Raw genomic sequence first — 12,464 nt, 5'->3', positions numbered from 1 at the left:
TTTCTCCCTTTTTCCCGCTTGCTTCGTTTGTCTTATAGAAAGAGAGGAGCGTTGCGGTATTCCAGCAAAGCAAATTCAATTGCCGAATTCGGTCAGCCGCTCATTCGAATTTTCCATCACAAAATAATCCGATTGGGGACCGCAAATGACGGAATGTCCCAATACATTGTCCTTGTTGTGCCGGTCATATATGCCGATGTTGTCTTCACGAAGATTTATAATAAGATTGGCCATACCTTCAGGTAGATTCAGTTCCTTAGTGCCCGGCGGGTTAACTCCTGAGAAAAACCAGAAAAAGTCAACCAACGACGACAACGGTTCTCGTGGAACATAAGTCTTGTATAATTGGAAAATTTTATTTTTAGTCTGATAATAACACCTTTTTCACTAGCGTTGCATAAACCTCACATAAATTATCGAGAGGACAAGAGTTCCACTTATATAACGTTTAACCTAATCATCAGTGCTTGACAGTCAAGCCGGCAACTGACCGTGGCCTGAAGCGAGACTCGTGATCCGGGGGCTTTGCACGATTATCCCGTTTGATCGGGTGACTTGGCTTCCCGAACTAGAGGGATAATCGTGCAAAGTGATTTGGAGAGACAACACCCCCTATCTCCGTCATCTTTTATTTTGTTAAGCACTGCTTTTGGTCTTGAGCCTATATAAACGTTGCCTTATGACGAAAAAAGCCTGTTCCTACTTAGAGAAAGCAGAAACAAGCTTTGGGTATATCGGATAAATCCCGAGTTTACCTTAAATCATACAGAAGTTCTTCCTTAGCCGCATATATTTCCATCATCATATCAACCCAACCACCCCAAGCTGAAACCAGTTGATGAAAGTGGCTGTGGCATATATCGACTCGGACTGACCACGCAAATCGAGCATTGCTTCAAGCTGTGATTAAATGTGCAGTCAACCTTTTAGGTAGTTGCGGGGAGGAATTGGCGATTTCTTTTGCGAGGAGTGCCGCTTCCTTTTTACTTATGGATTATCGGACTTATTCGACTACATTCATATCTTCCCCTCCTTTGTTACTATATAACGTTATTTCGCAACAACATAAAACGTGCGTTCTTTTTTTTAAGCCGAAAATCTTACCTGAACGCCTCATTTTTTTCTTATCTCTTTTTTCTTTATCCCGTACATTTGCCCCTCTGAACAAAAGGGATAATGGTGCAAAGCAGCATGCAGGGATACCAAGACACGAACACTATAGACAGCCACAAGCACTGATCTCGGTTTTCTGCAAGTTAGTTGCAGAAACCGGCCAATTATCCTCTAGGCGTAAGGTGCTTACGTTATTCTTCGATCAGTTGAAGACGAGGCCAGACACGCAGCCACTCTTTGGCTGCCACTCGCTGCCTAAACGCCACGCTGTCCCGGAAGTACGGGCTTTGCCGAACCTTCAGCGAGAGCAAGTCGTCCAGCCCCAATGGCGTAAGAAGCTCAATATCGACCGCAGTATGCAGACGAACTCCCACCGCAGTGGCCGTTTCGGGCCAATACCGCATCGCGTCTTCAACCGAACGATACGGTATCTTCTCCCCGTTTCGCAAATGCATGCGTGCCTGGTTTTTGACCGACCAATTCCGCAGCGGGCTGCGCGCTAGTAATGCGGCTTCATATTGTTTTTCCGCCGCCTCGTCCAAGCACTCGGGGTCATAATACAACACGTCCATGTCGTGCAGCGGCGTTCGATGAGTGTAACCATGCAGCACATCCCACGCGAAATTACGCACGTAACCGGCGGCGATGCAGCCTTGCGGCAGCCCGAGTTCGGCCACCACCCGCAAATCCTCCAGCATTTCCGGCTGTTGCAGGATCGCTTCCCGTAAACCTGTGGCATCGTTCATCGCGGGAGAACCCGATTCATATTTTGGATAATGTATGATAATGTATGATCATGGTTTCACGCCCCTTGCAGCGTTTTATCCTTGGGCAGCAGCACCGTCAGCAGACCGATCAGCGGCAGCAGCGAGCACAGCTGCATAATAAACAGGATGCCGGTCTGATCGGCAAAATTGCCGAGTACCGCCGAACCAAGTCCGCCAAGGCCAAAGGACAAGCCGAAAAACAGACCGGACACGAGCCCTACTTTCCCCGGCAGCAGTTCCTGGGCGTACACGACGATGATCGAAAAGAAGGAGGACATGATCAGTCCCGCAATCACGACAAGCACACCGGACCAGAATAAGTTGGCGTAGGGCAGCAACAGGGCGAACGGCGCCGCACCAAGAATAGACACCCATATGACATTCCGCCGTCCGTAACGATCCGCCAGCGGCCCGCCGAAAAACGTACCGACCGCAGACGCCGCCAAAAAGGCGAAAATATACCACTGCGCTGCTTCTTTGGTTACGCCGTAATGGTCCATCAGAAAAAACGAATAAAACGTGGAAATGCTGATAGAATAAACGTTTTTGGAAAATAACAGCAGCACCAAGATGGCAACGGCCAGTACCACTTTCCCCCGGCTGAGATTGGCATTGTGCACAGACTCGGTCTTAGCGGCAGTCTGCCGTTTACGGCGTGGCTGCAGATCCTGGGCGCCGTACCATCTCGCTACGAAAAACTGAATGACGATTGCCGCCACAGCAGCCAGCGTAAACCACGCGACGCTCGTCTGCCCTAGCGGGATAAAAATAAGCGCGGACATAATCGGCCCCAGGGAAGCGCCGATATTCCCGCCGACTTGGAAAATCGACTGGGCCAATCCTCTCCGGGGTCCGGCCGCCAAATAGGCGACGCGCGACGATTCCGGGTGAAACACTGACGAGCCGATGCCGATGGATGTGACGGCCAGCAAAATCAGGCCGTAGCTCGGGGCAAACGCCAGCATGACGATCCCCGCCAAGGTAAAGCATACGCCAAGCGGCAAAATATACGGGCGCGGCCGGACATCCGAATACAAACCGACCACCGGCTGAAGCACCGAGGCCGTCATATTCATCGCGAAGGAAATCCAGCCAATTTGGCCGTAAGACAACATAAGCGAATCGCGCAGAACCGGAAACAAGGCCGGAATGGCCGATTGCATCGTATCGTTCAGCATATGGACGATACTGATGGCGAACAATATCGGGTAGACCGTTAAAGCGGGTGAGGCGGGTTTCATAGCAGTTGTCTGATTCATCGTCCGCTAATTCGCTAAAAATTGAAATTGTCCGGGTCCGCCCCGAACCGCTTGTTTTGATTTAACCTGTCGATCGCCCGAATGTCCCCTTCGCTCAACGCAAAATCGAATATATCAGCGTTTTCGGCGATCCGCTCCGCACGTACGGATTTCGGAATCGTCACGACGCCGACCTGGAGATCCCAGCGCAAAATGACCTGCGCCGCCGTTTTGCCGTATTTTGCCGCGATCTCCCTTAACGTCTCATGATCAAGCAACTGGCCCTGACCCAGCGGCGACCATGCTTCCATTTGAATGCTCTTTGCATGGCAGTACTGCAGCAGTTCTTTTTGCGTTAAGTACGGGTGCAGTTCGACCTGATTGACCGCCGGAACGATCTTCGCATCCGCCAGCAAATCCTCCAGATGGTGGATTTGAAAGTTGCTCACCCCGATCGCACGCACCTTGCCTTCCGCGTAAATCTTTTCAAGCGCCCGCCACGTGTCCTTGTATTTTCCCTTAACCGGCCAATGCACCAGAAACAGATCGATATACCCAAGGTTTAGTTTGCTGAGACTTGTTTCGAACGCTTGCAGCGTCGATTCGTAACCTTGGTCGCTATTCCACACCTTCGAGGTAATGAACAGTTGATCCCGCGTCACCCCGTTTTCCTCCATCGCTTCCCTTACCGCCTGGCCGACTCCTTCTTCGTTGCGGTACAAGGCCGCGGTATCAATGCTGCGGTAACCGGCGCGAATCGCCGCTTTGACCGCCCGAATCACTTCTTCGCCCTCTTTAGCTTGATAAACTCCCAGACCGAACCAGGGCATTTCTACTCCATTGTTTAATGTAACGGTATCCTGCAAATGATTGGGCATCGGTCATTCCTCCTTTAAATCTTGAGATGGTCTTATTTTCCGTATCTCTTATTATGGCGGACCGTCAGGAGAATTCCAATCGTTTTCTTCATAAATTAATAATCGGCGCTTGACCGTGGGATAAGTGAAATAGCGTAAAAGCGTACGAAAAAAATCTAACGGTTGCCAGCGAGCCTATTTCCCGTTTTATCGGCAGCGAAGGGGCAATTTCGCCTAAATAAGCGCGATGACAACCGTTAGCGTAAAAAACGTTCCGGGAAGCTTGGCCATCATTTAAGATTAACCGTTATTCAAGCACCGATTTTTGATTTTTGGGTTGAGCCGAAAAAATAAGGACAAAAAATGTCGTTACTCCGGCGATATCAGTCCATTTGGGAGAAATAGAGGCAATTTACGTCGCTATTTTCTCGAATCGCAAGGAAATGCCCCCATTTTAGACCACTCTTGGGAAAATAAGTACAAAAAATTCCGCTAATAGACCTGTACATGCTAGGCTCCGGTTAATAAGTACATAAAGTTCCGCTATTTTGAGCACCAATGGTTCGTTCGTTTCAATAGCTGGCTGTAAAGTGCCGATTTCTAGGTTAAGCCACTATCAAACGCGAAAAAACCGCCCGGCAAAAGACCCGGCGGCCCACAGTTACTGCGCGCATTAACGCGATTATACAGTTACGCCGTTTTGCCGGCGCCGCGCAGCTTTTGTCTGGCACGGTACAGCAAAATTTTGAAGTGAGACAGCGTAATCCCCATCAGATCGGCGGATTCCTGATAAGAGAAGCCGTGTATGTCGTACAGCAGCACCGCATGCTGCTGGTTGGGTGCCAGCACGGTAAGCAGGGCGTACAGTTCCTTGCGGCTCTCCTGTCCCAGCACGCGTTGTTCCGGTGTATCATCGCTGGCGTAGCCGTAGAAAAATTCATTTTCATAAGACGAGGACCGGCTTTCTTTGCGCAGCTTGTCGATGTAGGCGTTATGGGCCACCCGCAGCAGCCACGCTTTGGCCTTGCGCCCTTCCGCTCCGTCCAAATGCTTGAGCGCCCGGCAGAATGTCTCCTGCATCAAATCCTCCGCGGTGTGATGATTGCGGCACATACTGTATAAATAGCGGTAAACGTCATTTTTATATTCGCGATAAAGAAGATCCATAGATCGGGTTTTCATCTTTTCCCCTCATTTCTATCCATTGAAATTTCGGCAGCGCCCCGTTTCGTACCGGCGCTTGCTTGGTTCCATGGTTCATTATGAAGGTTAGAGTTTGCGTCCCGTCTAAGAAATTGTTAAGTTTTCCTTAAGAAATTTCTTCATTTTTGTTAAACGATTCGGAATTCTGCGGCAACCGTACGGTAAACACCGTGCGGTACTCGTTGCTGTCCGCCGCTATCGTCCCCTGGTGGAGATCGACGATGTGCTTGGCGATGGCCAGGCCAATGCCCGACCCGCCGGTGTGCGACGCCCGGGATTTTTCCACCCGATAGAAGCGGTCGAACAGATGCGGCAAATCGGATTCGGGAATCGGGTCCCCGTAGTTGGCCACTTCGGTAACGGCTTCCTCCCCTTCCATCCAGCCGCGAATATCGATATATTTTCCTTCGTGTCCGTAGCGGATCGCGTTTGTTATCAGGTTCTCGTACACCCTTCTCAGCTTGTCCCCGTCCGCATGAACGTAAAGATGCCGCCCCTGCAAATACAACCTGCATTCCATGCTGCTCTCCTGCAGCTGCCAGCCGAAATGGGCGATGATTTGATCCAGCATTTCCGCCAGATTAATCCTTGTTTTCTGCAGCTTCATCTCCTTGTTCTGAAGCCGCGTAAACTCAAACAAATCCTGGAGCAGCTGCTTTAGCCGCAGCGATTCCTCATAAGCCATGTTGACATAATAGCGCAGCTCGACTTCATCTCGGTAACGGTCTTGATCGATCAGGCCGAGATAGCCGGTAATGGAGGTGAGCGGCGTCCGTAAATCATGCGATACGTTGGTGATCAGCTCGTTTTTCGTTTGCTCCGCCCGGCGTTCCTCCTCCATCGACGTTCTTAAGCGCTCAACCATGCGGTTGATGTCGGTGGCGAGCTGTCCCAGTTGGCCCACGTTTTCCACCGGTATTTTCCGCACGGAGCCTTCCTCGATCTTATGCACTTCTTCAATCAGCAGCGCGAGGTATTTTTTTTCGTGGCGCCGGACGCTGCGCCGATAGAAATACAGCGCGAACAAGAGCAAAATCGGCACTCCCGCCAAATAATAAGCCAGTGGAAAGCCGATGTTGCGATTGATCCAAACGATAAAGGTATTAACCGACATCTCCGGATACAACACGTAAAACAATCTGGCCAGCAAAATAAGCAGCAGCAGCGAAATCAGCGAAGCGACCGTCGTCCAAAACAGCCAGGTCAAAAAGCGCAGGCTAGCCTTCAATTTTGTATCCGACCCCCCACACGGTACGGATCAGCTTCTCTCCGTCCATCTCTTTCTCCAGCTTGTCGCGCAGGCGGCTGATATGCACCGTTACGGAATTGCTGCTCTCCAGAAATTTATCTTTCCAAATGAGTTCAAAAATTTCATCCGAACCGAACACCCGGCCAGGATGGCTGGCAAGCAAATACAAGATGCCGAATTCGATCGGCGTCAGCTTCAGCGGATTCCCGTCCACTGCAGCCGTATGCGTCTCCTTGTCGATCTGCAGCGAGGCGATCCTGATCATATGATCCTGCGGCGCCTGCGCTTGCACGGACGATTGCGCCTGAGCAGCGTACGAGGATCTGCGCAACAGCGATTTCACACGGGCGACCAGCTCAAGCGGATTAAACGGCTTAACCATGTAATCGTCCGCTCCGGTCATCAGGCCCGTAATTTTGTCCATGTCGCCGTCTTTAGCGCTCAGCATCAGAATCGGCGTCGTGCGGGTCTCGCGGATCTTCAGGCAAACGGAAATCCCGTCGAGGCCCGGCATCATGATATCGAGAATGACCAGATCGATCGTCTCGCGCTCCATCATATCCAGCGCCTTGAGCCCGTCCCCCGCTTTTACGACATCATATCCTTCGTTTACGAGATAAATTTCAATCAGTTTGGCAATTTTATCATCGTCGTCGACGATTAAAATTTGTTTGTTCATAGATCATTTCATCCTTTATTTGAAAACTGGAATGACACATCAGTACCATCATACCATGTTCACGCCACCCACTTACAAATAAAAGATTGTCATTAATCAGGAATTTAGTTCCAATCATACGGGACGGCAATATCAAACTTCGTCCCTTGATCCGGTTCGGACGCCACGGATACGTTCCCTTGGTGAATTTCAACGATTTTCTTCACGATCGACAAGCCCAGTCCGCTGCCGCCTGCGCTGCGCGTCCGCGATTTATCGGCTTTATAAAACCGCTCGAAAATGTGGACCAGATCCTGTTTGTCTATACCGATCCCGCTGTCGGCGATCCCGACTTCGGCATGCTTTTCCCCGCGCGAAAGCGTCAAGGTAATCTCCCCGCCGTGCGGCGTAAATTTGATGCTGTTGTGCAGCAGGTTCAACCACACTTGAGCGAGCAAATCCTCGACCGCCTCCACCTCAACAGGCTCCAGATCCAGATTGATCTGGATGTCTTTGTCCAGCCATTGCGGTTCGCAAGCCAAAACGACGGTCTTAAGCTGACGGTCGAGCCGAAACCGGTTGGCCTGAAAGGTGGCGCGCTCCGCCTCAAGCGAGGACAATTTCAGCAGATTGTCGCTCATCTGCGACAGCCTGCGGCTCTCCGCCTCGATAATTTCCAGGTAATGATCCCGTTTTTCCGGCGGCAGCCCCGGTTTCCGCAAAGCCCTGGCGAAGCCCTGGATCGAAGTAAGCGGCGATTGGATTTCATGCGAAACGTTGGAGATAAAATCCTGGCGCATCGTTTCCATTCGTCCCAGCTCGCTGGCCATCTCGTTAATGCTGTGTACGATCGATTCGAATTCCCTCAATTTCTCAAAACCCTCCAGCCTGACGGAGAAATCCCCTTTGGCGATCCGCCGGATCGCCGCGATGATCGAATTCAGCATCCTCATTTGGTGAGGACGGAACAAATGGCCGATCAGAAAGACGATGAGGATAAACAATATAACTCCCAGCAGCATGTTCAGCAAGTCGATCACAAAATCGGAAAAAGGCGGCTTCCAGTGCCGGTAGACAGCAGAGGTGGCCAAGCTGGCGGCCGTCCATGTCAGGATAACCCCGGTAAACACCGCCAGCGTCTTAAAAATGATGACCAGCAAACTCCAGATTTTCTTCAACCAGTTCACCGTTCCCCCGCCTCCAGGCGGTAGCCCAGGCCGCGGATCGTGCGGATTTTAAACCCGAACCGCTCCTCGGGGAAGCGTTCGCGCAGACGGTTGATGTGCACGTCGATCGTCCGTTCGTTCCCCTCGAAATCGTATCCCCAAATATCTTCGATCAGCTGCTCCCGCGTTAACGTTCGCCCCATGTGGCTGCCAAGTTTAAATAAAAGCTCGAATTCCTTCAACGGCAGCGTAAAGTTTTCGCCCGGGGCCGACACTTCAAACGTCTTGCGGTTGATTTTCAGTTCGCCGATCGCAACGACTTGGGACATCGTCACATGATAACGCTTGAGCAGCGCCTTGACCCGGGCGGCCAGCTCCGCCGGTTCAAACGGTTTGACCAAATAATCGTCCGTGCCCAGTTCGAAGCCTTTCACCACCTGCTTTGTCTCGCCTTTGGCCGTCAGCATCAAGAGCGGCATGTCATAATCGCGCCGCAGCTCGCGGCACAGCTCCCAGCCGTCCATATTCGGCATCATAATATCCAAAATGACCATATCGACTTTTTCCGTTTCCACCAGGGTGAGCGCCTCGCGTCCGTCCTCCGCCTCAAGCACCTGCTCGATTCCCGCTTCCTCCAGAAAAACCTTCACCAGTTCGCGGATGTGCTGATCATCGTCCACCACAAGTATTTTTGCCATAGCCTTTTCCCCTTTACGATAACGCCTCTGCGCGTTCGCCGGCTTCATCTTCGCGTTCCTCGGCTTCCGGAAGCTGTAGCTGCTGGGCGGCAAATTCCCGATACATCGCGTGATGCCCGAGCAGTTCTTCGTGCGTCCCCCGGCCCGTTACTTTCCCCTTCTCGATAAAAATCAGCTGATCGGCGCCAACGACGGTGGACAGCCTGTGTGCGATCACGATGGTAGTACGGCCCTGCATCAAATTGTTCAACGCCTTTTGCACTACGATTTCCGAACGGCTGTCTAGACTTGAAGTCGCTTCGTCCAACATGAGAATTTTCGGGTCCCGCAGGAGCGCCCGGGCAATCGCAATCCGCTGCCGCTGTCCGCCGGACAGCTTCACGCCGCGTTCGCCGACATCGGTGTCGAAGCCGTCCGGCAATTCGCCGATAAAGCCGTCGGCATAGGCCATTTCCGCCGCCCGCTTAAGCTCGACTTCGCTCACTTCGCGCTCGATACCGTAACATAAATTTTCCCGGATCGTTCCGGCAATAATCGGACTTTCCTGAGACACGTAACCAATCAGCCCCCGCCAGGAACGGAGCGAAAAATCATCAATCGGGTCGCTTCCCAGCTTGATCCTTCCTTCCTGCGGGATGTAAAACCGCTCGAGCAGAGCAAACAGCGTCGTTTTGCCACCCCCGCTTGGCCCGACAACCGCCGTCACCGTGCCGGGTTTCATCGTAAAGCTTACGTCCTCAAGCACCGGCTCGTCCGGCTTGTACCCGAACGTCAAGCCTTCGACCGCCAGCTGCTGGTTCGTGTCCGTCACTTCCTTGCCCGAAGCAAACGGCTCCTCCTCCGCGTCCAACGTCTCCAGCATTCTTTCGGTCGCCCCCACCGCCTTCTGCAGTTGGGTAAAAAACGTCGTCAATTGCGTCATTGGCATGACCGTCTGGATCAGATAAAGAATAAACGCTACCAGTTCACCGGCCGTCATTACGCCGCTCGACACCTGCATGCCGCCATAACCGATCACCACGACCAGCAGCATCATCATCACAAAGGAAGTAAACGGGCTGATCCAGGCCAACACTTTGCCCTCCCGGATGCCGAAGGACATCAGCTTGCCGATGGCGGCATAGCCGGTCTCATACTCCTTGCGTTCGGCATTGGACGCTTTGACCAGCCGGATTTCCGACAGCACCTGGCTAAGAACCGCTGTGAAAGAAGCGGTTTCGTCCTGCATGCCCAGCGAAATTTTATACATCATTCGCCCGAGCGGCACCATAATAAGCGCCGCGATCGGGATGACGACAAACATGAGCAGCGTCATTTTCCAGTTCAGATAAAACAACACCGCGACCGCCCCGATGATCGAAATGATGCCGGTGAAAAAGCCGGTCACATGCTCGGAAATCAGCGATTTGATAATGCCCGTATCGTTCGTCAGGCGGCTCACCGATTCTCCGGTACGGTTGTTATCGTAATAGGACACCGGTAGCCGGAGCAGTTTTTTCCACAGCCGGTCGCGCAGACTGGCCACCATTTTTTGCCCGGCGTAATTAAGCAGATAAATCGAAAGCCCCGAGGCGATCGACATGCCGATAAACGCGGCTCCGATCATCACGATTTGCTGCGTACTGATGGACGACAGCGAAAATCCGTCGACCAGATTTTTCGTAAACATCGGAATGACCAAGCTCACGACCGTTGAAGCGACACTCAGCAAAAGCGCTCCGATCAGCAGCCCCATATTCGGTTTCGTCTCGCGGATCAGCCGCAAGAACGCCCGCAGGCCGCCCCGTTTTTTTGCCGTCTGTCTATCAGGTTCATTGTATAAAGTTTCTCTCGCGCGCATACCCACTCTTCCTTTCCTTATGTCCCGTGTCGGATAAGCTTCTATTTAAGCTTAGGAAAAGAATACAATGGCTTTTTAAACTGAATTTAAACAAACCGCCGGACTATAAATTTTCCACCTCCACGCTGTGCACATGCTCGATCTTCCGCAGGAAATGGTAAATTTCCGTCGTGTATTCTTTCTCCGACGCGGTGATGACCATGTCGATCCGCTGTCTCCCATCCTCCAGGTCTTTGATTTTCAGACGGCGAATGCGATGGCGGTTTACCCTGGCTTCCCGGTTCTTTTCGTCCTTACGTCCAATAATGCGGATCAGTTCCGTGACATTGCCCGGATCGTCCATGACGATTTTGATTGAAACGTCGCGCTGGTTCAGCTTGTAGGGCCCCACCCATTTAATCACGGAGGGAATGAAGTTCACCGAAATGATCAGAAGCACGGTCGTAAGCGCCGCTTCAAGATAAAAACCGATGCCGATCGCAATCCCGATCCCGGAAGCGGCCCAAATCATCGCCGCCGAGGTTAGTCCGGATATCCCCTCGTTGCTCCGGCGCAAAATCGCGCCCGCGCCCAGAAAACCTATGCCGCTTACGATTTGTGCGGCGAGTCGCATCGGGTCCATATTCGGATGCTCGGGCGAAGCGAATTTTGCAAACGATTCGATCGATACGATCGTGACCAGACAACTGGCGATACAAATCACCATGCTGGTCTTGATACCGAGCGGTTTTTGCTTCAATTGCCGGTCGATACCGATAAACAGCCCGAACAATAAAGCCATGCATAGTTTAAAAGCCATTTCCCATTCCATCATCATATTGTACTGAATCTCCTTCATTCTATATAAAGAGAGTATAATTATTTTCTGCTGCTCTGTGCAATTGTTCTTAACTCAACATCAGACAGAGGTGTCTTTCATTGTTATAGACCATCAGCCCGACCTAAATCAACTGCCAAACGAATTAAAGTATTCTTTTCTTGGGGTGGGCGGCAGATCAACACTTACTGTCCGGACGCTTTGCATGATTATACCGTTTGATCAGGGTAGCAGAGAAACAGACAAGCTCGGGAGAAGAAAATACTTGGCGGAGAAGCGGATCGGTTCGAGATAATTTAGACGGACTTAGGAGAAGGAATCAGGTTTAGGGGAGGTGAAACAGACCGGACAAGAGATCAAGACAGGAGATCAAGGACAAGACGCGAGGGAAACGAAAAGACCATGATTTTGCTGTAGGCTGAACCCTTCCATCTGCAGCAACGCCCGCACTGTTCATGCTACCTCCTACCCATTAAGTTGATCTGTATCAAACTCCCATCGCCGTTCAAGCGTCTCGATCAGGCCGCAGCCGCAAGGGGCTGGTTCGGTTGGCGCGCGATCAGCCGGCGGTAGGGGATCGCCGGAATCGCCACACACATGCGCAGTAATTTCTGCCGCATCGTTTCTTCCGCTCCGGGCAGGTGCAGCCGGCGACGTCCGGTGTACTCGTTCAGGTACGCCTGCAGATGCTTCAGTCCCAAGGCTATATATGTACTCTTCAGCGATTCCCACGCCTCTCTCACCACTTTCCGCAAGGGCGCATACAGCCGATAAGCTAGAGGGAACGACTGTACCGCCGATGTACGGACATCTACATGCCCGTTGATGAACGCAGCGAGTTCGTGACGGTTTGCCCTT

12 protein-coding genes are annotated in these 12,464 nt (G+C 51.8%); all 12 read right to left on the bottom strand.

Annotation, left to right across the window (positions count from 1 at the left end):
• Positions 1–75: 75 nt before the first annotated feature.
• Positions 76–354: a DUF6597 domain-containing transcriptional factor gene (locus tag ACLD72_RS06235; RefSeq protein ID WP_411001143.1), complete on the bottom strand. Its 279-nt coding sequence runs from the start codon at positions 352–354 to the stop codon at positions 76–78.
• Positions 355–1,304: 950 nt separating this feature from the next.
• Positions 1,305–1,859 carry a nucleotidyltransferase family protein gene (locus ACLD72_RS06230; protein ID WP_411000922.1) on the bottom strand — a complete coding sequence of 185 codons (555 nt, stop codon included), beginning with the start codon at positions 1,857–1,859 and terminating at the stop codon, positions 1,305–1,307.
• A 56-nt stretch (positions 1,860–1,915) separates the two neighbouring features.
• On the bottom strand, positions 1,916–3,121 hold the full coding sequence (locus tag ACLD72_RS06225) for an MFS transporter (RefSeq protein ID WP_458475635.1): 1,206 nt from the start codon (positions 3,119–3,121) through the stop codon (positions 1,916–1,918).
• A 32-nt stretch (positions 3,122–3,153) separates the two neighbouring features.
• A complete protein-coding gene (locus ACLD72_RS06220; protein ID WP_411000918.1) occupies positions 3,154–3,996 on the bottom strand; it encodes an aldo/keto reductase in 843 nt (280 codons plus the stop codon).
• 669 nt (positions 3,997–4,665) lie between these two features.
• Positions 4,666–5,157, bottom strand: coding sequence for an RNA polymerase sigma factor (locus ACLD72_RS06215; protein ID WP_411000916.1), 492 nt, complete (start codon positions 5,155–5,157; stop codon positions 4,666–4,668).
• Between the two features lie 127 nt (positions 5,158–5,284).
• A complete protein-coding gene (locus ACLD72_RS06210) occupies positions 5,285–6,406 on the bottom strand; it encodes a sensor histidine kinase (RefSeq protein ID WP_411000914.1) in 1,122 nt (373 codons plus the stop codon).
• The gene (locus tag ACLD72_RS06205; protein ID WP_411000912.1) at positions 6,396–7,106 is read right to left on the bottom strand and encodes a response regulator transcription factor; all 711 of its coding nucleotides are present in this window, start codon (positions 7,104–7,106) and stop codon (positions 6,396–6,398) included. The genes ACLD72_RS06210 and ACLD72_RS06205 overlap by 11 nt, the downstream gene beginning before the upstream one ends.
• A gap of 104 nt (positions 7,107–7,210) precedes the next feature.
• Positions 7,211–8,272, bottom strand: coding sequence for a sensor histidine kinase (locus ACLD72_RS06200; RefSeq protein ID WP_411000910.1), 1,062 nt, complete (start codon positions 8,270–8,272; stop codon positions 7,211–7,213).
• Positions 8,269–8,949, bottom strand: a complete 681-nt coding sequence (locus ACLD72_RS06195) for a response regulator transcription factor (protein ID WP_411000908.1) — start codon at positions 8,947–8,949, stop codon at positions 8,269–8,271. Before ACLD72_RS06195 ends, ACLD72_RS06200 begins: the two co-directional genes overlap by 4 nt.
• 13 nt (positions 8,950–8,962) lie before the next feature.
• Positions 8,963–10,789: an ABC transporter ATP-binding protein gene (locus ACLD72_RS06190; protein WP_411000906.1), complete on the bottom strand. Its 1,827-nt coding sequence runs from the start codon at positions 10,787–10,789 to the stop codon at positions 8,963–8,965.
• Positions 10,790–10,892: 103 nt separating this feature from the next.
• Positions 10,893–11,606, bottom strand: a complete 714-nt coding sequence (locus ACLD72_RS06185) for an MgtC/SapB family protein (RefSeq protein ID WP_251587932.1) — start codon at positions 11,604–11,606, stop codon at positions 10,893–10,895.
• 518 nt (positions 11,607–12,124) lie between these two features.
• Positions 12,125–12,464: hypothetical protein (locus ACLD72_RS06180; RefSeq protein ID WP_458475633.1), on the bottom strand; the 340-nt coding region annotated here is incomplete at its 5' end.

This window comes from Paenibacillus lacisediminis (assembly GCF_046567315.2).
Note: the sequence above shows the minus strand (reverse complement) of the source record. Positions and strands in the feature narration are given on the sequence as shown.

What these genes read in the sequence shown, in the direction of transcription:
- ACLD72_RS06195 (WP_411000908.1), bottom strand. Translation starts at nt 8,949, where the DNA reads ATGGCAAAAATACTTGTGGTGGACGATGATCAGCACATCCGCGAACTG.
- ACLD72_RS06230 (WP_411000922.1), bottom strand. Translation starts at nt 1,859, where the DNA reads ATGAACGATGCCACAGGTTTACGGGAAGCGATCCTGCAACAGCCGGAA.
- ACLD72_RS06220 (WP_411000918.1), bottom strand. Translation starts at nt 3,996, where the DNA reads ATGCCCAATCATTTGCAGGATACCGTTACATTAAACAATGGAGTAGAA.
- ACLD72_RS06205 (WP_411000912.1), bottom strand. Translation starts at nt 7,106, where the DNA reads ATGAACAAACAAATTTTAATCGTCGACGACGATGATAAAATTGCCAAA.
- ACLD72_RS06225 (WP_458475635.1), bottom strand. Translation starts at nt 3,121, where the DNA reads ATGAAACCCGCCTCACCCGCTTTAACGGTCTACCCGATATTGTTCGCC.
- ACLD72_RS06185 (WP_251587932.1), bottom strand. Translation starts at nt 11,606, where the DNA reads ATGATGATGGAATGGGAAATGGCTTTTAAACTATGCATGGCTTTATTG.
- ACLD72_RS06215 (WP_411000916.1), bottom strand. Translation starts at nt 5,157, where the DNA reads ATGAAAACCCGATCTATGGATCTTCTTTATCGCGAATATAAAAATGAC.
- ACLD72_RS06190 (WP_411000906.1), bottom strand. Translation starts at nt 10,789, where the DNA reads ATGCGCGCGAGAGAAACTTTATACAATGAACCTGATAGACAGACGGCA.